Genomic DNA, 17011 nt, shown 5'->3' with positions numbered 1-17011 from the left:
CTGTGTTAGAGTTATTTCAATCAACAGGAGGTGATCTGAAGGTGTTTGAACTTATTGTCGCTGGTGGCTGGCTGATGCTGCCAATTGTTGCCTGTTCAGTGGTTGCGCTGGCTATCTGCCTGGAGCGGCTGATGGTGTTGCGCCCACGGAAAATTACTCCCCCGGGACTGTTGGCCCAAGTCTGGGAGATGACGCGCAGTGGTACTCTCACTGCCGAGTACATGAGTGTTATCCGACAGGAAAGCCCACTCGGGCGCATCATTCTGGCCGGCATGAATAACTCCCGTCATGGTCGTGACATCATGAAAGAGAGTATCCAGGAAGAAGCCTCACATGTGGTGCACGATATGGAGCGGTTCCTGAACCCTCTGGGGACCATTGCTGCCATAACACCACTGTTGGGTCTGTTGGGTACTGTTATTGGCATGATCAAGGTGTTCACGGAGATCATGATTCAGGGTACCGGTAACGCCGGGGTGCTGGCTGGTGGCATCTCCGAGGCATTGATAACCACGGCGGCAGGTTTGTCTGTTGCCATCCCCGCCCTGGTCATGCACCGTTATTTCCAGCGGCGCGTCGACTCTCTGGTACTGACCATGGAGCAGGAATCGATCAAGCTGGTCGAAGCGATCCATGGTGATCGTGAAGTTGATATTCGCTAACGGAGTCCAGGGTGAAATTTCAACGTCAACGCAGGGAAGAGATCAATATCAACCTGACACCATTGATTGATGTGGTCTTTCTGCTGCTGATTTTCTTTATGATATCCACCACCTTCACGCGCGAAGCTCACCTGACCATCAGTTTGCCGGAGGCTTCTGCGGAAGGAGAAGCCCAGCAACAGACAGGCAGCATTGATGTGGTTGTAGGAGCTGAAGGGCAGTACACAATCAATGGCGAATCTTTGGTGAGTAGCGATGCCCTGACCCTTCGCCGTGCGTTGCTCAAGCTCGCAGGTGAGGCGCGTGACGTGCCATTCATTATCACGGCAGATGCCCAGGCGGCACACCAGTCGGTGGTTACCGTCATGGATGTAGCCGGAAAGCTGGGTTTCAGCAAGCTCAGCATCACCACCCAAAAAACCAGCTCTGACTGATGTCACTAGACTCTGCCTGGTATCGCAATGCCCGTTGGTTGAAGTTGCTGAGACCACTGTCAGCGCTGGTGGAGCGGGTTGCCCGCAAGAGGTTTTCGAAACGCTTCGAAGCGTCCGCGGAAAATCAGCTGCCGGTCCCTGTGATCATCGTGGGCAATATCAGTGTAGGGGGAACGGGCAAGACTCCGCTTACCATCGCGTTGATTGAACTGCTGCGAAGGCACGGCTGGACACCGGGCGTTATCAGTCGAGGCTATGGCGCCAAGCCGGCGTGCTACCCATGGCCAGTTACATCTTCTACTTCAGCCCGGGAAGGGGGAGATGAGCCCTGTCTGATAGTGCGGCGAACAGGAGTGCCACTGTATATTGATCCGAATCGCGTTGCGGCTGCACGTGAGCTTCTGCAGCATCATGCCTGCGATGTTCTGATCAGTGACGATGGCCTGCAGCACTATGCATTGCCGCGTACGGTTGAAATCGCAGTGATAGACGGTGCTCGAGGGCTTGGCAATGGGCGCTGTCTGCCGGAGGGACCTCTGCGTGAGCCTCCAGAACGGCTGCAGCTGGTGGATCTCGTGGTCGTCAATGGCCCGCTTTCACCAACCGCACGAAAGCAGCTGACTGATCTTCGCCTGCCATGGTGCCCAATGAATCTTGAAGCTGGAAAACTGTATCCGCTTGCTGGTGGTGACGCGATAACGGCCGATACCTGGCCACTTGAGCGACGTGTCGATGCGGTAGCTGGTATTGGTAACCCGGCCCGTTTTTTTCAAACTCTGCGTGAACTGGGCTTTGATCCGATTGAGCACCCTATGGCTGACCATGCAAACCTGAATGAAGATGCACTCAGCTTTGGATCCGGGTTACCGTTGATCATGACCGAGAAAGATGCGGTAAAATGCAGCCAGTTCGATCTTGCCAATGGCTGGGCTCTTAGAGTGGATGCCCAGCTGGATGCTCATGTAGAGCAGACCTTGCTGACACGCCTGACCTTCAGGTCGGCACAACCCACAGGACACAAAGATGGATCCGAAACTGCTTGATATTCTCGTTTGCCCAGTCTCCAAGGCACCGCTTGAGTGGAACAGGGAAAGCAATGAAATGATCTGCCGTGCCAGCGGCCTGGCCTACCCGATCAGAGACGATATTCCGGTCATGCTGGAGTCCGAGGCCCGTACCCTGACGACCGATGAACGACTCAAAGAGAGCAAGTAAGCCATGAGTTTTTCAGTTGTCATTCCTGCTCGATATGCTTCCAGCCGCTTTCCGGGCAAGCCGCTGGCGGATCTTGCCGGCAAACCGATGTTGCAACATGTCTATGAGCGTGCCTGTGAAAGTGAAGCAGTTCGCGTCATCATTGCAACGGATGATGAGCGTATTGCACATGTTGCCCGGAACTTTGGCGCTGAAGTATGCATGACTTCAGACGACCATCCTTCCGGTACTGACCGGCTGCAGGAGGTCGTTCACAAGCTGGGGTTTTACGCCGACGATATTGTGGTGAACGTTCAGGGCGATGAACCCTTGATTCCACCCAGAATCATCAACCAGGTTGCACACAACCTTATGGCACTGCCGATGGCTGGAATTGCAACCCTGTCCGAGCCGATCGAAACGGTTGATACGCTAGTCAACCCCAACGTAGTCAAGGTGGTGACCGACCACCAGGGCATGGCACTGTATTTCAGTCGCGCACCAATACCCTGGCCGCGTGACAGCTTCATGAGTGAGGTAGGTCGGTCCACAATGCCGGAAGGGTTTTCCTGGCAAAGGCATATTGGCCTGTATGCCTATCGGGTCAAGTTGCTCAATGACTTTGTTCGTTGGCTACCAGCACCCTTGGAACAGACCGAATGCCTGGAACAGCTGCGTGCACTCTGGAATGGTGTTGGCATCCATGTGGATGCGGCTGATGAAACACCGCCTGCAGGGGTTGATACGCCTGAAGATCTGGAACGAATCCGCCAGCTGTTGGTACTTAAATAGCAGGGGTAGGGATGACTAAACCAACGCGCATTCTTTTTGTTTGCTTAGGCAATACACGAACAAACATATAACACATTGAAGTAAAAGGCGCTTTTTCGATTTTCTCAAAACTTTCGCAATAAATTCGAAAAACTAAAAGCGCCTTAAATCGCCAGATCGGCAGATACAACCGTCCATTCTATGCCGTGACCGTCCAGATAATGCTTGGTCATCTTGGCGTCTGTGTGTCCAAGGAGGGCCTGCGGATCGATACCCTGATCGCGGTAGAGGTGGGCGCCCAGTGAGCGTATTTCGTGGAAGGTTGGGCGTTGCTTCTGCGGGAGGTCATCGAACAGCCCGCTGCGGTTTCGTGCGCTGGCAAATCCCCTTGTGATGTTGTCAGGCTGCAGAGGCATGCCCGGCGTGATCGCTACGTTGGTAACACCTGACGATTTGCGACCGTGAAGATGATGTATCAGGTAGCGACTGACAATATTGGTTTTTCGGCAGCGCCCAATGATTTCTGCCAGCTGCGGTGTGACCTGTATTGCAAGATGCGCGGCCTCGTTGATTGAGTCGGTACGTTGACCCTTCTTGGCCCGTGATGTTTTCTGCTGCTTCACGTACAGCACGCCGTCACGGATATCCTTGAACTGCATGGCGGCAATGTCTTCGCGGCGCTGTAGAGTGATGAGGCCGAGCATCATCGCGTTCTGGATGTGTGCTGGCGCCAGTTCATAGATTGCATCGAACTGGGCTTTGGTGAGCCGGTTACGCTGCACCTTGGCATTAATCGGAAGAGTCTTGGTAGCAGGGTTCTCATCGGCAAGGCCATGAGCAATGGCGTAGTCGAAGCACTTGATCAGCTGGCTACGCATGCGCGATGCCATACGGCGCTTGCCTTCTGCCAGCCACTGATCCAGAAACTCGGCGCAGTGATAGACGGTGATATCGATCACAGGCAGGTGCCCGAGCTTGCTCTTCATCAGAGTGCAGTCATACGTGAGCTGCTTATCTGTCTTTTCGGCCAGGTTCTTCTCGTCCTTGCGGATCTTCTCGTATTTATCCAGCCATGCCGAAAACAGCGCTGTCTTGCCCAGCACTCGATCAACCAGAGATACTTCAATCATCAGCATGCTGTTGAGCTGCTGCGCTGCCAGTATCGCCTGCGTGCGGTCTGCACCCATGCCGTGCGATTTTCCGGTGTGTGGGTGCTTGTACCGGTAATAGACTGCGCCGGCTTTACGGTCGGCGTAGAGGTTGGGCGGCATGTCTTTATTGCGTTTGTTGCGGGGCCTATTCATGCTGACCTCAGTACACGTTCCACCATAAGATCGGCCTCTGTCAGCGTCTCGTAGACGTACCACTTACCTACAAATTTAACGCCGTCCAGCTTGCCGCTTTTGATCCAGTTTATTACGGTTTTCTGGGTGGGGCGCGCCTCTGGCGTAAACTCGCGCTCCAGGTATTGATCGATTGACATTTTCCGCTTTCGGATGGTCATCATATATGTCCTCTCTATGATGTATTTCTATACAGCTGGCGCACATGTCAGCCGGTATTCGTTAAAAAACCCTCGATATTCCGGCCCCGGCCAGCGGCTACCCGGGTATATTTCGCGCTCTTCCAGGTGGGGCAGTACGTCGCGGTACCAGGTGTGCTTAAAGCTGCTGTCGAAGTGCGATTCGTACCCGAGGGCATCAGCCAGCCGCTGGATGTGAAACCACTCCGGCAGTTGTCGGGCCGCTTCAAGTGCGATCGGTGGGGCGAATAGGTCGATCTGCTGTTCTTCCGGCATGGGGCCTCCGATTAATCTGCCGTGACACCGCTCGCCAGTCCCAGTATGTTGAAGGTACTGGCTGCGGCCCGTGCGCCTGAGTGGCTGATTCAACCCGTCCCCAGTGCAGCTGGCGTTCTATTTTTCGCATGTCCGGGTCATCAATCGTGATCAGCCCGGGGCCATAGAGCACCGCATCGGCTCGGGTGGCCATTGGTGCTGTCATTGCCCCGGCACAGGCCAGGGCATGTTTTGATTTCTTCATGCTGTACCTCTTCGGGTATACCTCATAATTGCGGTGTTAGTGGTACTCTGGCCCGTCATATCCGCTCAGGCAATCCAGGCACATCGCGCCTTTATATGTCGGGTGGCTTTTCGGTATCCACATGCTTTTCGGTACGAACTTTCCGCAATCGATGCACTGCTTATAAAACTGAGTACCACTAACAACGGGCTGTTGTTGCTCCGCTTCGCTCCGCGTGGACCGGCCGTAGTCTGGGTCGTATTTCTGCTGTTCTTTCAAAACGTTGTGCTCCATATTCAAGTCCTCATTTGCCGGCCACAAAGCCAATGGTTAGGCGTTTAGCGCATTAGTAACGTATCTGGTGACAGCCTGGACCGACAGCAGCTTCTCCAATTCACGATCATCGACTTCCAAACCGAACGCCTCCTCGATTGCCATAATGACCTCAATATCATCTAGCGAATCCATGCCGAGGCTTTCGTGGGTTGAGTCTGCATTTACGTCACCGTCACGCATCCCAAGCTGCTCGGTGATTATTTTGATAATCTTCTCTTCAATATTCATCGTGATTCCTCTGTATTAACTCGCCTAACAACTCGCACCACGCGGACCCTGTACCAGGGCCGGTGTGCTTATGGGTTAGGAGTACTTACCCAGTACCCATTCATCCCAGTTAAAATCACATCCATCATCACCCCGGCACAGCTCCGGTATCTGCCCGCATTTTGGGCAACACGGTTCGAGAATTTGTATCTTCGTCCCTGGCGGGAAATGCTTGGCATCGATTGTTAACGCCTCTATATAATCAGAGTCCATATCGCCGTCAGCGTGGGCGTTCCAACGAGGCCGTACCTGGTCACAATTTTCACCGGAATAAACGTCCGGAGACATTTCAGCCCACATAGTCTGGTGGTATTCCATCAGCGTACTCCTAACAACAAATTAAACCCGGACCCGGTGTCCGGGCCGGTTAATAGGGGGTTATGCAGCCAAGGTCATCTTGGTGTGGTGCTTGTCTAAAGGGGTAAAGTTCACGCGAATATCACCAATCTCGTGATCTGTCATTTGTTGCATCACGATGCCTCGATATTTATTGTGAATAACAACCTCTTCACCAGCTCGCAGCTTTTCAACTATTTCAAAAACGGTTGCCATGCCGTCGCTCCATAATCATTGGCCGCTTAACAACGGCTCTCAAATTGGACCCGCGATGCGGGCCATTTAGTGCGGGGTTATCTGCCTTGTGCATTGTTGATGATCGCAGCCCCTCCAATCACGCAGCCAGCGACCAAGATCCACCAGGGCAGGTCTTGCACAAATAGCTGCCCTTCGGTCAAATCAATCCCGGCAACTCGCCGGAAAATTACAACCAAGACCCCAAATGCAATGAGCAGCCATCCGATCGCTTTCAATATCCTGTTCTCCACATTTCACCTTCGGCAGATAACAACGGCTCTACCCCCTCGCTACCTTCTTCGGCTTGAACCAGCCGAGATAATTGATCTGCTCGATCTGCAGAGTTCCGTTTTTCCGCATCCATAACGGAAGCTCCTCAATGCTCCAGCAAGTTTGCTTGAGCGTTCTTTGATCGTTGATAAGCCGCTGATCGTCTATCCAGATGGTCATCACATGATCGGCGTACTGGCTATCACTGCCGCGATGAGGTCGGTACCGGAACCGAACAAGATAGTGATACCTGCGTCCGGTTATTCTGCTGAGAATGCTCATCCCGCCACCCACTGATAAATCCCATACCCGACACCGAACACCACCGCTACAACAATCACGATCGCGATGTAGGGCAGGGCGCGGAAGAATTTGTTGCCTGTCATGGTTGCATCTCCACCCATTTGCAAAAGCCATTCAGGATAGGCTGTACGTTTCTCTCATCAGCCCAGCCAGCGAAGCCGATAAAGCCATCTGGGTTGAAGCTCACCGCCTCACGATCATCGAAGTAAAACGCCTTGCAACGGATGGTTGCCCATATGCCGCGTTTATTGTCAGGCTTGAAAATAGGGCGCTGCTTGCACCGGAGTGAATCTCGAATCAGGCTCGATTCGACCATCTCCTGATTGATCAGATTGCGGAGCTGCTGCAGGTTATTGCGGGTCAAGTCGGCGTACTTTAGTCCAGCTTTATCGAACGCCGTCCGTGCTTCATCTCTGGTCACGACTGCACCTCCTTGGCTATATGTAAACGCCAGTTCTTCACTTGGGTGTTGGTGTATGTTATGACGTCACCCCAAATCCAGCGGTCGATGACGCCAGGCTCAAAAGTGACGCAATTCAGTACGCTTCCGCAAAACAGTTCAATATCAAGAGCGCCTTCACTGGTAGGGATATCTTCACTTTCGGTATCAATGACAGGCATCCAGTCCACCTGTGCCTTGACGAGCAGACGTACATTTTCGACAACCTCATCGATCTCAAACCCGTCCCGGCTGTTGCAGCCAACCATGTTCGCAATTCGGAAGATTCCACGCTCCCAGCGATCCTTTCGAACGATTTTGCCGTCTGCGCGAAACTCCAGGTCGTCCAGCTTGGCATCGCGGAACTCAGGCATCCGCAAGTCAAACTCGGTTACTTTTCGGCTTGTCACGACTGCATCCCCTTGGCAATAGCGATATCCTGAGCGGCTTTTAATATCTGAGTAGGACTGTTCAGCTTGCGGGTTCGGCGGAACTCGTAGCCTCCAAAATCGTCGGCGGACGGGGTATGAATGATGTCGGTGAAGTGGCTGTATACATTTGAGCGCAGGGCGCTCCAAGCATCCTCTTCTTCCCACTCAGGCTCTTCATAACCGCACTTGGCGCCAATCATTGCAGTGCCCGGCCAAACATTACTCGGCTGCCATAGAGCGACATGTCTCAAGCCATGTCTTGGCATGTAATACCTGGCTCCGCGTAATCCCCAAGTAGGGTATCGCGCAGCGTGTCGCTCCATGTGCTTCTGATCATGCCGGGTGCTGCTGGTGTAACATTCATCATCAGCAATGAAGATTTCACCGTGTGATTTAAGCACCTTCAGTATAGGGGCTGCGCGCTTGGAGAGCTTCTTCAGGATGCGTAGGTTCACGACTTTACCTCCTTGGCTTGTTGGTGGAGCTGGTCGATGTAGTGATCAGCAAACTGCACCCATGTTCGATGGACCTCTTCAGGCGCGGCCAGCTGGACACAGCCAGCTGACAGGCCGGCCGTTTCAAGTGCGGATTTCTTGAACCGCTGAATCACCTCGGCATCGTGGACGGAGAGCTGTTCAACACTGAACCGATAGTCGGAGGTATTAACGTCCTGCAAAATAGCCTTCAACTGATCGCGCTCTTGCAGGATCTCGATCAGCTGCTGCGGCTGCATGACCACAGGACAGACCAGTGTTTCCAGATTGTCATGATCGTCGCCGCCGTATATCCAGCAGTCCTCATTTCCAAACTGGCGGAATCGTTCGATCCGAAGCTGGCGGTTGTGCTGGTCCTCTCGTTCGGCCTCTTCGATAATCAGCCCGTTACGGCGCGTAAGTTTTTCTACATCGGCCTGAAGTCGCTCAATTTCCTCAGCTGCCAGCGCCACAGTAGTCGGCTCGTCTGTTTCTCCGGCTGCTGCCATGCGCTGTGCCAGTGCGTGCAGCTCTGCAATCAGGTCACTCATTGGCTTGCTCCTTCTGCTGGATCTCTTTCATGTGCTCATGACAGCATGCGCCATACCCCATCCAGAGTTGATTCGATGGGCGGCCGCATGGGCAAACAGGGAGGGGGTCTGCTTGGTTGGCGTCGTAGTAGGCTTGGGGATCATCTGACCACGGCTCGCTTTCATCAGGGATAAGGCCGGGACCAGCTAGGCCGTTATGTATCCATACCATTGCAGCCTCAGCGCCTTGGCCTCGCTGCCATTGAATCCATGCAGCTTGATTGGCTACAACCTGGTTGTGGATGATCTCTCCGAATCGTTTGTTGGTATCCGTCAGGCGTTCCACCTCGGCCTGCAGCTGCTCTCGATCCCGCAGCGCATCCAGTATCTCTTCAACGGTCATCGGCTGGCCGTCGCGCAGGATAGCAGCGCCGTCCTCGCAGATGCCTTCGGTGTATTCTGTGTCACTCATCCCCAGCACCTCCCGCGCACTCCCGGGCAAAGTCTTCTCCCATTTCTTCAGCCAGTGACTTGGTTTCAACGCCGTAGTTGTCGCGGACATGGTGGCGGGCAACCTGATATAGCTGTGCGATAGTCAGGTGGGGCGTATCAACAAACCCGGCTTCGTATGCGCCGACCGGGGTTGCTGCGAAATCCATTACAGCCTTTGCAGCCAATGCTTTGGCGAACCCATACACATACGGGGTCAGGTCTTCGCTGCCGTCCGACTGCTGCTTGAGCTTGAATCCGTTGGTCAGGGCCAGTTCTTTGATCTGTTCACGATGCATGGTTTTGCTCCTTGGCTTGTTTGTGGAGTTGTCGGGCCTTAACAAAGCAGTCATTTACTGCTGCGAGGTAGCCGCTCTGATACTCAAGACGACTGCTATCCGAGCGAGCGATAATTGCCAGCTCTCCAGCGAGCAGCTCAATCACCTCTGCATCATGCTCCATGCACAGCGCCTTGCCGTAAGCCAGCGCATCGCGCAGCCGCTCCAGCTCAGCCCGCATCGGCTCAATCACCACCAGCGCACGCTCCAACTCAACCTTTCGACCAATCAACCGAGCAATTAAAGGATCCATGTCGGTTATGCCTTCTGCCTGACGGGTGCCTATGCGCTTCTTTAGGTCTTCCAGGACGCCACGCATGCTGGCGATTTCAGTCACGATGTTCATCGTCCTCTCTCCTCTCAAACCCTGTGCATTTAACAATGGTCAGTTCTTCGCCGCGGTCGTGTTTCGCTGCCAGTGGCGGCATGGATTCAAAGTCTCGCCAGCTGCAGTCGGTGAGGCAGTGCTGGCACTGGGCGCACATGCCGCCCTTTGGGATATGGCTTATCTGGGTCATGCTGCTACTCCTTGTGCAATCTCGACGCGGTAGGGGTTATTTGCCTTGGCAATAGCCGCCATGGGCGGAGGGCTCACAGAGTTACCACACATATGAACCTGCTGCGCCTTGGTGAAAATGCGACCGTCGTGCCCACGGTTGATGATGTAATTGCTGGGGAATCCTTGGGCCGCATACAGCTCATGCGGTTGCAGCATGCGCAAGCCGATATCAACGATGACATAAGGCGAACCACTCACCCACACAGTCACCAGCGCAATACGGTCTTTCGTGGTCAGCGTGTGCAGCGGCTCTCGCAGGTCACCCCATTGCCCGCCACTGGCGTAATACCGCATCAGGAACGCAGCGCAACGCAAAGCGCCAGCTTCATCCTCGGGTGATAATTTGAGCTCGACCAGCGCTGACTTCCCGCCACCACCTGACGCCATGACAGTGGGTGCCGGCTCGTCAATGCTCGAACTGATCCCGGTACCGAACTGACGCGATAGGAACGCAGTCACAAGCTGCTGTTGACTCCCTGTATTCGTGATCGTCGTTACAGGCTCGGTCAGCGGCTTGCTGTGAGTTGTGTTGTATCCACCATTGGCCTGAGCGAGGAATGCAGTAGCCAGGGCAAACCGGTTTTCAGTTGTCTGGGTACGGAGAGGGTTAAAAATACTATGTGCGCGATTTCCTTTCGTCACCCCGCCATAGAATGGAGTGAGCACGGGAGAGCAGACAGCAAATGCCCCACCCTTTGGCCAACTGGTAATCGTGTTCAACGGCTGCTCTACCGGCTGCACTGAGTCACTGGACCAGTTGGCAATTGGCACGATGAACGGCTGAGCTCTATCGAGTACCTCGCGTTTAATCCCCTTTGCGATACGGCGCAGCGTGGCATCCGCCAACGGACGCTTCACGCCAAACTCTTTACCTTCGTTCTTCGTCAAGAAAATGGATGGACACGGAATACTCCAGTCTATGAAGTCGGCCGCTACACGCTCACGCTGCTGTTGTTTGGTTGGCTTCTTAGAGTGGGTAGGCTCTGGCCAAATAATCGGCCCACCGTCGCAGCGGGCGACCATGAACAGCCGCTGCCGGGTTGTTCCGGCACCGTAGTCGCAGGCTCTCAGCAATTCATGCTCAACATCATAACCAAGCGCTTGCAGCTGACCAATGAAACGTCTCCATGTACGTCCAGACCGCTTCTTGTCCGGTACCAGATACTGGTTATCACGAGGGACGCGCTCACCAGGCTCAGCAACTCGGTGAATGGATCGACCAGTATCGGGGCACTTAATCGCTTCCAGCGTCACAACCCGTCCTGTCTGCTTGCAGCGCTTGGCAACGAGTGGTCCCCACTGCCTGATTTGCTTCACGTTCTCCAAACTAATAACTCGAGGACGGACAATGCCGGCCCACTTCAGGACCACCCATGACAAATCCCGGATCTCCTTCTTACGAGGCTGCCCTCCAGCTGCTTGGCTGTGGTGCGTACAGTCTGGCGAGGCATGAAACCAGCCAACGCGACGGCCCGCGAGCACCATGACAGGGTCCACGTCCCACACATCGGTTTCAAAGTGCAGGCAACCCGGGTGGTTTACCTTGTGCATGCTGATTGCGTTTGGGTTGTGGTTGATGGCGATATGTATCGGACGCTCAAGCCCCATTTCCAGGCCGGTGCTTGCGCCACCGCCACCGGCGAACAGATCAACGTTGATATAATCGTCGTATTCGCTGAGCGGCAGGCCGTACTGGGTGGTGAAGTGGGTGTTGATGGCATTCATCCCCGCATCCTCATGTTGTGCTCATACCGCTGCGCGCACTCGGGGCCGCAGAACAGTCGAGCGCCATCAAGTTCATCGGCGCACCAGTGGCAGCAGCCGTCCGGGATTGGGCGCGGTGTAGTGTTGGCCTGCAGGTTCTGCAGTGAATGCTTGAGCTGCTGCTCGGCGTAGTCGTTGGCGATATCGGCTTCGTCTGCCATGTCATTTCTCCTTGTTGCTGAGTGAGGCACCTGCTGCTGCAGATGCCGTCAATACAAGTCGGGCAGGGCATCAGCCCAGTACTTTCCGGCGTCCGCTGTTGTCCAGAGGGCCTACCACACCGGCATGCTCCATGATGTCGACCAGCCGCGCGGCGCGGTTGTAACCAACCTTCAGTTCACGCTGCAGGGCAGAGATCGAGATGGTTCCGGTTTCGGTAGCAAAGGCCACGGCTTCGTCATAGAGATCATCGGAGGCAGAATCGAGCAGGTCCGGCTGGTCTTCCTGGGCGGTTGGCTTGTCGCTTTCTGATGCTGTGTAGCCGCCCAGACCCGGCAGGATGATCATCACCATTTTCGCCGGTGTTGTCGGCCAGCTCATGCGCACCACTGGGTGCGCCTTCCTGGTGAGCGTCACGCTCAATCTTCAGCTTGGCTTCGATGCCGCCCTTGAATACCACCTGGTCAACTTTGGCCAGCACGAACGGACGGTCATCCGCAGCGATGGTTTTCACGCAGCTGGTCACCAGCTCCTTGATTTGACGATCAATGGAGTCGATGAAGTCCTGTTGCTGCTCCTCGTTCATCTTCTGCCAGACGTTCGGCAGGGCCTTGCAGGTGTTGATCACCACGCCCATCAGGTCGGTGTGCATGGTGTGGGCGGATGTGCTGAATACGGTTTCATCAAAATCGATCATGGCTGCAGAGTTCATGAGATCATTCCTGTCTGTTGATGATTACTGCTTGCGGAAAATGGCACCGCCATAGGCGATGGCGATCAGTTCACCCGGTACCCAGATACCGAATGCTTCTGTCATGGCATTGGCTGACAGCTGGATGGCCTGTGTCTCAGCTTCTGCCTGAGTGCATTTGGCGATGGCGGCTGCGGCCGGGTTATCCAGTGGACCGTAGGCATGCCTTTGCGCAACCGATGTCGATGCGGATACAACAGATGCCGGTTCGGCTTGATAGGCAGGTTTGTTTGCGTATTGCTGAGGCGCTGACGATTGAGGTTCAGGCTGTGCCGTCTGCTGCTGGGCCTGCTGTTCCGCCTCCACTCGGCGGCGGTCTGCGTCAGCCTTGCGCTGTTGGACCTCTTCGGCACGGCGCTGCTCTTCTTCGAATCGCTTGCGGCTGCGTTCTTCGGCCACCTTCTGGCGCTCCAGCTCGGAGGCGATCATGGTTTGCAGGCGCTGGCCATACTCTTCGTCAGAGGCAAAAAGGAAGTTTTCAACGTGCGCCCGCGTCAGCGGTGCTGCCAGTCCGGCGCGGTAGCTGTCGTTCTCCAGCAGGTGCAGGCGGATCTGGGTCTGCTGCTGCAGGTTGCGATCAGCGTTGACGCGGATTGTCAGCTCCTGCTTGGGCTTGGCTGACAGTTTACCGGTCTTGGTCAGGGTGCTGAGGTTAACCAGATCATCAACCTGTGCGCGCCGGAATTCATCATCAACATTCTGCTCATTCCACATTGCAGACCGGGCTTGCTCCAGTGCCGTTTTGGCTTTGGCTCGCTCCTCGTCTTCAAACACTTTGACCTGGTCCAGAATGCGCTTGCGGCCATCTTTGCACATGGCTTCCAGAGACTTGACCTCGCCTTCGAACTGGCGGATGGACACTGTGGCCAGCTCAACAACTTCTCGACGGCGCTTGCTGAGCTCGGCAATGATCTTGTTTAGTTCTGTGGCCAGCTTCTTGGAGCTGGGTAGTGTGTCAGTCGTTACGATGACATCGTATTTCTCTAAACTGCTTTCCACCCAAGCGCGAACTTCTTCATAGTTGAAGGCAACAGTAGCGGGAGTGGCGTCGACACTGATCAGTGCAGTGGTTTCGGTTTCGGTTACGGGTGCGTTCATGCGTGTTCTCCAGTCAGGGCATTTTTCTTGGCCTGGTAGGCCCGCTTCACTTCAATCAGGTCAACTTCCGGGTGGTCTTCGGCAAACTCACCGATGTCCTGTCCCCACTGGCTGAGCTCTTCAATGCTGGTACATTCCTTCACGCCATCGATCATGGTCTGAATCGCGCTGGAGTAGTCCTGAGCTGGTTGCTGCTGGGGCTCACCAAAGTCCGGCATGCCTTGCTGAGGCTCTTGGGTGGGTTGCTGCACCAGTGCTGGTTCTGCATCGATCGGCGTGCGGGTCTTGTTCACCCGGTTCTTGAGCGATGAAGCCTGAGTGCCGGTTTCGACTGGGTTGATTTCACGCTCAACCGGGGTGCGATCGTGCAGCTCGTCTGGCGTGTAGACGCCCAATATCACGTCAGGGCAGTACATGCGCGCCCAATATTTCACCGCCAGGTATGCGGCCTGCTGCTTGGGGTTGGTCTTCCACAGCGGGCTGTTCTTGGTGGTGATGGTGTGCAGGTACACCGGCTCGCCCCAAGTTATATCGGTTTCACCGGCCAACACGGCGCCGGTACGCACCCAGGCATTCTTCTTGGACTCATTCAGCCAGTCACCGCCGTACTCGTACTTGAAGCGGCCCTGAATGGCGCGGGAAGAGCTGATCACCGCATTGACCAGCTGCGCCTCATAACCCAGAGTGCCGTTGACCAGATGCGTCTTCTGCGCCACAGCGAATGGGTTCATGCCCCACTGTGCAGCCTGCATGGTCACCGCCATGCAATCGCCCATGCTGCCTTGCAGGTGCTTGGGCACGGTGGAGCGGCCAGTGGACATCACTTCGGCAAACTTCTGGATCTGGCCCATGATCTGGGGCGACATCAGCATATTGGCCGTGTGCGTGGCGTAAGGGGCCTGCATGTCTGGCTGGTAGTCAGCAACGGCCTGTGGCTGCTGGTAGGCCTGCATGGTGTTCTGGTTCATGAAAGTCTCCGTTCATCATTGCGAACCGCCCAGCCCGGACGTTCCAGGCGGCGGATGTGTACCCAGTCATCGTTAACGCGGCACTGGTGATAGGTTTCGAGGGCTTCGCGGTACAGCTCATGGCCGCGGCGCACCCAGTCAGGATCGAGATCAACAACATCCACGGCGTAGCGACCGGCGCTGACGCTGGAGCTGACCGCCAGGAACAGGAGCTGCGGCTCCACGCCGAAATGCTGCTTGTAGCCCTCGCAGTACATGGCGTGCTGGACGTGGTAGCGAAACTCTTCAACGTGTTTCTCGAACCGGTCCAGCCCATCTACTTTCTTCACATCCACGATGATGTGGTGGTCGATCAGGATGCGGTCAGGACGCACCCGGCACAGCTCGCCGGTCTGCTCATCGGTCCAGTAGATGGACGCCTCGTTCATGCCCTGCTGTTCGAAGATCCAGCGGGCTGTCGGGTGGGCCTGAACGCTGTCGAGCATGATCTGCAGCTGACGCCACTCGTCGGCAGTCATGATGATCTTGTCGTCATGCTCAACCTGGAACGCTTCCCACTCGGCCTTGCCGTCATTGGTGCGGCGGTTGAACTCTGGTGACACGATGAATTGCTTGTCGAATTCGTGCGGCTCCAGAAGCAAGCAGTGCAGGGCGGTACCGAAGTCCAGCGCTTTGGTCTTCACCTCATCCACTGGGGCCGCTTTTGACCAGGGCAGGGAGGAGGGGCAGTGCGCGACCAGGTCCAGACCGCTCTTGCTGATGCCGGGGCCAGAGTGGTATTCGGCATTGCTCAGGCCGGTAAAGAAGCCAGGGCCGTGGATCACTGGTGCGTCGTTCGGCTGCAGCTGCAGATCGAAAGGGTTGGCCGGCGCATTCATGCTGCTTGCTCCAGTTCGCGGATCTTCTGTGCAGCCAGGAACAGTGCAACGCCACGCTTCTTGGCGGCCGCCAGTGCCACTGGATCGGGCTGAGAAATATCCACTTCGATCTCAGCCAGCGGGATCATGCCCAGCCGGATTTCGTCCGGTTCAATCGGGAATACTCGGTAGCTCACGGTTTCGGTATCACCGATTGCCCAGGTATAGGCGTATAGGGTCAGCGTTTTCATGAGGGCTCCTTGATTGAACGGGGGTGGCGTAGCGCAGGCAGAAAATCAGCCAGCGTGTAGGGCACTGGCGCTGTTGCCAGCTCGATGGCGGTGGCCAATGTTGCGTTGAAGTTGCTTTCGTTGGCTGAAGCAACCGCCTTGATGGCTGAACGTAAGCGATAGTTCTCGTCCGCAATCACCTTCATCTTGCTCATGGCTTTATCGAGCAGCTCGGTATCAGTTATTGGCCGGGGCTTGCAGGCCGGGTTGGGTACAAGCTCCACGGCCTCAGCTGCATGTTTTTCGGTGCTGTCCAGCATCACCATTCCTCCATCATCATTTTCAAAACTGGCCGTATTGGCTCGCGCTTGAACACAGCCCGCAGGCAGAAGCCAGCAGTGACCATTACCCAGCCCGCGACGAATATGCTGATCAAACCCACCAGCATCAGATACAACTGGAACACCGCTTCGATAGTGCTCATGCCAGTACACCCAGATGAGTGGTTGATGGCACCAGTCCGTCCGGGCCGCTGCCGATCTCGCACAGCTCGTCACGGCGGGTGCGGCCAGTTCGGGCGGTGATGCGTGCCTGGGCACGTGGGCGTAGTACATCGTCATTGCCGGACCCCGCGGCACCGAACAGCGCCACAACGATCAGCAGCAGCTGCAGGCGGTGCAGGGCGCCGACTTCGATCATCTTGTTGATCGCCACCACCACGTCACTGCAGTCGAGCTTGAAGTACAGGGCCTGCCAGTACTGGTAGACGGTGTTCTTCGAGCAGTGCAGCTCTCTGCCGGCATCGGCAGCATTGAGGCCATTGGCCCGGCACACGGCTGCACGGACTTCACCCGGCGTCAGCTTGCGGCCTGACTCCAGCAGGGTTGGGATGCCCTCCCAGTGGCCGAGGGCGTAGCCGTGTTCGGTGCGTGTGATCATGGTGGGTGCTCCGATGTGTTGTCTTGATACAAACTTACCCAAGGGTAATTAAATTATCAATACCAAAAGGTAAATATTTTTGAGAGTGAAGCGTACCTATGCCACTTTCCTGATGAAGGGTTGTTCGGTAGGGCTGAAGGCGCACAGCATGAAGC

30 protein-coding genes are annotated in these 17011 nt (G+C 55.5%); 5 read left to right on the top strand and 25 right to left on the bottom strand.

The features are described 5' to 3' along the window. Nucleotides 1-41: 41 nt before the first annotated feature. Genes ABIE61_RS01775 through kdsB form a run of 5 tightly spaced genes read left to right on the top strand, consistent with a single transcriptional unit; the run spans nt 42 to nt 3082 of the window. Nucleotides 42-662, top strand: a complete 621-nt coding sequence (locus ABIE61_RS01775) for a MotA/TolQ/ExbB proton channel family protein (protein WP_354406215.1) — start codon at nt 42-44, stop codon at nt 660-662. An 11-nt stretch (nt 663-673) separates the two neighbouring features. Continuing rightward, entirely contained in the window at nt 674-1096 is a 423-nt protein-coding gene (locus ABIE61_RS01770) for an ExbD/TolR family protein (RefSeq protein WP_354406213.1), read from the top strand. Continuing rightward, nucleotides 1096-2139, top strand: a complete 1044-nt coding sequence (gene lpxK / locus ABIE61_RS01765; protein WP_354406211.1) for a tetraacyldisaccharide 4'-kinase — start codon at nt 1096-1098, stop codon at nt 2137-2139. The genes ABIE61_RS01770 and lpxK overlap by 1 nt, the downstream gene beginning before the upstream one ends. Next, on the top strand, nt 2120-2311 hold the full coding sequence (locus tag ABIE61_RS01760) for a Trm112 family protein (RefSeq protein WP_354406209.1): 192 nt from the start codon (nt 2120-2122) through the stop codon (nt 2309-2311). Before lpxK ends, ABIE61_RS01760 begins: the two co-directional genes overlap by 20 nt. 3 nt (nt 2312-2314) lie before the next feature. After that, complete coding sequence (kdsB, locus tag ABIE61_RS01755) at nt 2315-3082, top strand: 3-deoxy-manno-octulosonate cytidylyltransferase (protein WP_354406207.1); 768 nt, start codon at nt 2315-2317, stop codon at nt 3080-3082. A gap of 143 nt (nt 3083-3225) precedes the next feature. Here kdsB and ABIE61_RS01750 read toward each other — a convergent pair whose 3' ends face one another. The 25 genes from ABIE61_RS01750 to ABIE61_RS01630 all read right to left on the bottom strand — a co-directional run bounded on the left by ABIE61_RS01750 (nt 3226) and on the right by ABIE61_RS01630 (nt 16856). Beyond that, a complete protein-coding gene (locus tag ABIE61_RS01750) occupies nt 3226-4365 on the bottom strand; it encodes a phage integrase Arm DNA-binding domain-containing protein (protein ID WP_354406205.1) in 1140 nt (379 codons plus the stop codon). Beyond that, nucleotides 4362-4568, bottom strand: a complete 207-nt coding sequence (locus ABIE61_RS01745) for a hypothetical protein (protein ID WP_354406204.1) — start codon at nt 4566-4568, stop codon at nt 4362-4364. The genes ABIE61_RS01750 and ABIE61_RS01745 overlap by 4 nt, the downstream gene beginning before the upstream one ends. Nucleotides 4569-4592: 24 nt before the next feature. After that, nucleotides 4593-4859, bottom strand: a complete 267-nt coding sequence (locus ABIE61_RS01740; protein ID WP_354406202.1) for a hypothetical protein — start codon at nt 4857-4859, stop codon at nt 4593-4595. Nucleotides 4860-5412: 553 nt separating this feature from the next. Then, nucleotides 5413-5646 carry a phosphopantetheine-binding protein gene (locus ABIE61_RS01735; RefSeq protein ID WP_354406201.1) on the bottom strand — a complete coding sequence of 78 codons (234 nt, stop codon included), beginning with the start codon at nt 5644-5646 and terminating at the stop codon, nt 5413-5415. Nucleotides 5647-6063: 417 nt separating this feature from the next. Next, nucleotides 6064-6237 (bottom strand): hypothetical protein, encoded by a 174-nt coding sequence (locus ABIE61_RS01730; protein WP_354406199.1) that lies wholly within the window; start codon nt 6235-6237, stop codon nt 6064-6066. 253 nt (nt 6238-6490) lie between these two features. Continuing rightward, the gene (locus tag ABIE61_RS01725; protein ID WP_354406197.1) at nt 6491-6622 is read right to left on the bottom strand and encodes a hypothetical protein; all 132 of its coding nucleotides are present in this window, start codon (nt 6620-6622) and stop codon (nt 6491-6493) included. A 288-nt stretch (nt 6623-6910) separates the two neighbouring features. Further along, on the bottom strand, nt 6911-7252 hold the full coding sequence (locus ABIE61_RS01720; RefSeq protein WP_354406195.1) for a hypothetical protein: 342 nt from the start codon (nt 7250-7252) through the stop codon (nt 6911-6913). Then, on the bottom strand, nt 7249-7680 hold the full coding sequence (locus ABIE61_RS01715; RefSeq protein ID WP_354406194.1) for a hypothetical protein: 432 nt from the start codon (nt 7678-7680) through the stop codon (nt 7249-7251). The genes ABIE61_RS01720 and ABIE61_RS01715 overlap by 4 nt, the downstream gene beginning before the upstream one ends. Next, nucleotides 7677-8156 (bottom strand): hypothetical protein, encoded by a 480-nt coding sequence (locus tag ABIE61_RS01710; protein ID WP_354406192.1) that lies wholly within the window; start codon nt 8154-8156, stop codon nt 7677-7679. Before ABIE61_RS01710 ends, ABIE61_RS01715 begins: the two co-directional genes overlap by 4 nt. Beyond that, entirely contained in the window at nt 8153-8725 is a 573-nt protein-coding gene (locus ABIE61_RS01705; RefSeq protein ID WP_354406190.1) for a hypothetical protein, read from the bottom strand. The genes ABIE61_RS01710 and ABIE61_RS01705 overlap by 4 nt, the downstream gene beginning before the upstream one ends. Then, on the bottom strand, nt 8718-9176 hold the full coding sequence (locus ABIE61_RS01700) for a hypothetical protein (protein WP_354406188.1): 459 nt from the start codon (nt 9174-9176) through the stop codon (nt 8718-8720). Before ABIE61_RS01700 ends, ABIE61_RS01705 begins: the two co-directional genes overlap by 8 nt. After that, entirely contained in the window at nt 9169-9492 is a 324-nt protein-coding gene (locus tag ABIE61_RS01695; protein ID WP_354406186.1) for a hypothetical protein, read from the bottom strand. Before ABIE61_RS01695 ends, ABIE61_RS01700 begins: the two co-directional genes overlap by 8 nt. Next, complete coding sequence (locus ABIE61_RS01690) at nt 9482-9877, bottom strand: hypothetical protein (protein ID WP_354406184.1); 396 nt, start codon at nt 9875-9877, stop codon at nt 9482-9484. Before ABIE61_RS01690 ends, ABIE61_RS01695 begins: the two co-directional genes overlap by 11 nt. Then, complete coding sequence (locus tag ABIE61_RS01685) at nt 9861-10049, bottom strand: hypothetical protein (RefSeq protein WP_354406183.1); 189 nt, start codon at nt 10047-10049, stop codon at nt 9861-9863. Before ABIE61_RS01685 ends, ABIE61_RS01690 begins: the two co-directional genes overlap by 17 nt. Continuing rightward, a complete protein-coding gene (locus ABIE61_RS01680) occupies nt 10046-11815 on the bottom strand; it encodes a DNA cytosine methyltransferase (protein ID WP_354406182.1) in 1770 nt (589 codons plus the stop codon). Before ABIE61_RS01680 ends, ABIE61_RS01685 begins: the two co-directional genes overlap by 4 nt. After that, nucleotides 11812-12015 carry a hypothetical protein gene (locus ABIE61_RS01675; RefSeq protein ID WP_354406180.1) on the bottom strand — a complete coding sequence of 68 codons (204 nt, stop codon included), beginning with the start codon at nt 12013-12015 and terminating at the stop codon, nt 11812-11814. The genes ABIE61_RS01680 and ABIE61_RS01675 overlap by 4 nt, the downstream gene beginning before the upstream one ends. 70 nt (nt 12016-12085) lie before the next feature. Beyond that, nucleotides 12086-12244 carry a DNA translocase FtsK gene (locus tag ABIE61_RS01670; RefSeq protein WP_354406178.1) on the bottom strand — a complete coding sequence of 53 codons (159 nt, stop codon included), beginning with the start codon at nt 12242-12244 and terminating at the stop codon, nt 12086-12088. Nucleotides 12245-12260: 16 nt separating this feature from the next. Continuing rightward, complete coding sequence (locus ABIE61_RS01665; protein ID WP_354406176.1) at nt 12261-12725, bottom strand: hypothetical protein; 465 nt, start codon at nt 12723-12725, stop codon at nt 12261-12263. Between the two features lie 24 nt (nt 12726-12749). Continuing rightward, entirely contained in the window at nt 12750-13862 is a 1113-nt protein-coding gene (locus ABIE61_RS01660) for a DUF1351 domain-containing protein (RefSeq protein ID WP_354406174.1), read from the bottom strand. Then, the gene (locus tag ABIE61_RS01655) at nt 13859-14830 is read right to left on the bottom strand and encodes a RecT family recombinase (RefSeq protein WP_354406173.1); all 972 of its coding nucleotides are present in this window, start codon (nt 14828-14830) and stop codon (nt 13859-13861) included. Before ABIE61_RS01655 ends, ABIE61_RS01660 begins: the two co-directional genes overlap by 4 nt. Beyond that, the gene (locus ABIE61_RS01650; protein ID WP_354406172.1) at nt 14827-15708 is read right to left on the bottom strand and encodes a PD-(D/E)XK nuclease-like domain-containing protein; all 882 of its coding nucleotides are present in this window, start codon (nt 15706-15708) and stop codon (nt 14827-14829) included. Before ABIE61_RS01650 ends, ABIE61_RS01655 begins: the two co-directional genes overlap by 4 nt. Beyond that, nucleotides 15705-15938, bottom strand: a complete 234-nt coding sequence (locus ABIE61_RS01645) for a hypothetical protein (RefSeq protein ID WP_354406170.1) — start codon at nt 15936-15938, stop codon at nt 15705-15707. Before ABIE61_RS01645 ends, ABIE61_RS01650 begins: the two co-directional genes overlap by 4 nt. Continuing rightward, a complete protein-coding gene (locus ABIE61_RS01640) occupies nt 15935-16237 on the bottom strand; it encodes a hypothetical protein (RefSeq protein ID WP_354406169.1) in 303 nt (100 codons plus the stop codon). Before ABIE61_RS01640 ends, ABIE61_RS01645 begins: the two co-directional genes overlap by 4 nt. Further along, nucleotides 16237-16401, bottom strand: coding sequence for a hypothetical protein (locus ABIE61_RS01635; protein WP_354406167.1), 165 nt, complete (start codon nt 16399-16401; stop codon nt 16237-16239). Before ABIE61_RS01635 ends, ABIE61_RS01640 begins: the two co-directional genes overlap by 1 nt. Then, a complete protein-coding gene (locus ABIE61_RS01630) occupies nt 16398-16856 on the bottom strand; it encodes a helix-turn-helix transcriptional regulator (protein ID WP_354406165.1) in 459 nt (152 codons plus the stop codon). Before ABIE61_RS01630 ends, ABIE61_RS01635 begins: the two co-directional genes overlap by 4 nt. Nucleotides 16857-17011 lie beyond the last annotated feature (155 nt).

This window comes from Marinobacterium sp. MBR-111, from assembly GCF_040547585.1.
In the GTDB taxonomy this organism is placed as follows: Bacteria; Pseudomonadota; Gammaproteobacteria; order Pseudomonadales; family Balneatricaceae; genus Marinobacterium; species Marinobacterium iners.
Note: the sequence above shows the minus strand (reverse complement) of the source record. Positions and strands in the feature narration are given on the sequence as shown.

Coding starts and splice junctions, on each gene's coding strand:
- ABIE61_RS01635 (WP_354406167.1), bottom strand. CDS start 16,401: ATGAGCACTATCGAAGCGGTGTTCCAGTTGTATCTGATGCTGGTGGGT.
- ABIE61_RS01690 (WP_354406184.1), bottom strand. CDS start 9,877: ATGAACATCGTGACTGAAATCGCCAGCATGCGTGGCGTCCTGGAAGAC.
- ABIE61_RS01745 (WP_354406204.1), bottom strand. CDS start 4,568: ATGATGACCATCCGAAAGCGGAAAATGTCAATCGATCAATACCTGGAG.
- kdsB (WP_354406207.1), top strand. CDS start 2,315: ATGAGTTTTTCAGTTGTCATTCCTGCTCGATATGCTTCCAGCCGCTTT.
- ABIE61_RS01655 (WP_354406173.1), bottom strand. CDS start 14,830: ATGAACCAGAACACCATGCAGGCCTACCAGCAGCCACAGGCCGTTGCT.
- ABIE61_RS01650 (WP_354406172.1), bottom strand. CDS start 15,708: ATGAATGCGCCGGCCAACCCTTTCGATCTGCAGCTGCAGCCGAACGAC.
- ABIE61_RS01660 (WP_354406174.1), bottom strand. CDS start 13,862: ATGAACGCACCCGTAACCGAAACCGAAACCACTGCACTGATCAGTGTC.
- ABIE61_RS01750 (WP_354406205.1), bottom strand. CDS start 4,365: ATGAATAGGCCCCGCAACAAACGCAATAAAGACATGCCGCCCAACCTC.
- ABIE61_RS01725 (WP_354406197.1), bottom strand. CDS start 6,622: ATGGATGCGGAAAAACGGAACTCTGCAGATCGAGCAGATCAATTATCT.
- ABIE61_RS01645 (WP_354406170.1), bottom strand. CDS start 15,938: ATGAAAACGCTGACCCTATACGCCTATACCTGGGCAATCGGTGATACC.
- ABIE61_RS01665 (WP_354406176.1), bottom strand. CDS start 12,725: ATGAACTCTGCAGCCATGATCGATTTTGATGAAACCGTATTCAGCACA.
- ABIE61_RS01700 (WP_354406188.1), bottom strand. CDS start 9,176: ATGAGTGACACAGAATACACCGAAGGCATCTGCGAGGACGGCGCTGCT.
- ABIE61_RS01735 (WP_354406201.1), bottom strand. CDS start 5,646: ATGAATATTGAAGAGAAGATTATCAAAATAATCACCGAGCAGCTTGGG.
- ABIE61_RS01685 (WP_354406183.1), bottom strand. CDS start 10,049: ATGACCCAGATAAGCCATATCCCAAAGGGCGGCATGTGCGCCCAGTGC.
- ABIE61_RS01705 (WP_354406190.1), bottom strand. CDS start 8,725: ATGAGTGACCTGATTGCAGAGCTGCACGCACTGGCACAGCGCATGGCA.
- ABIE61_RS01695 (WP_354406186.1), bottom strand. CDS start 9,492: ATGCATCGTGAACAGATCAAAGAACTGGCCCTGACCAACGGATTCAAG.
- ABIE61_RS01675 (WP_354406180.1), bottom strand. CDS start 12,015: ATGGCAGACGAAGCCGATATCGCCAACGACTACGCCGAGCAGCAGCTC.
- ABIE61_RS01630 (WP_354406165.1), bottom strand. CDS start 16,856: ATGATCACACGCACCGAACACGGCTACGCCCTCGGCCACTGGGAGGGC.
- ABIE61_RS01730 (WP_354406199.1), bottom strand. CDS start 6,237: ATGGCAACCGTTTTTGAAATAGTTGAAAAGCTGCGAGCTGGTGAAGAG.
- ABIE61_RS01640 (WP_354406169.1), bottom strand. CDS start 16,237: ATGCTGGACAGCACCGAAAAACATGCAGCTGAGGCCGTGGAGCTTGTA.
- ABIE61_RS01740 (WP_354406202.1), bottom strand. CDS start 4,859: ATGCCGGAAGAACAGCAGATCGACCTATTCGCCCCACCGATCGCACTT.
- lpxK (WP_354406211.1), top strand. CDS start 1,096: ATGTCACTAGACTCTGCCTGGTATCGCAATGCCCGTTGGTTGAAGTTG.
- ABIE61_RS01680 (WP_354406182.1), bottom strand. CDS start 11,815: ATGAATGCCATCAACACCCACTTCACCACCCAGTACGGCCTGCCGCTC.
- ABIE61_RS01760 (WP_354406209.1), top strand. CDS start 2,120: ATGGATCCGAAACTGCTTGATATTCTCGTTTGCCCAGTCTCCAAGGCA.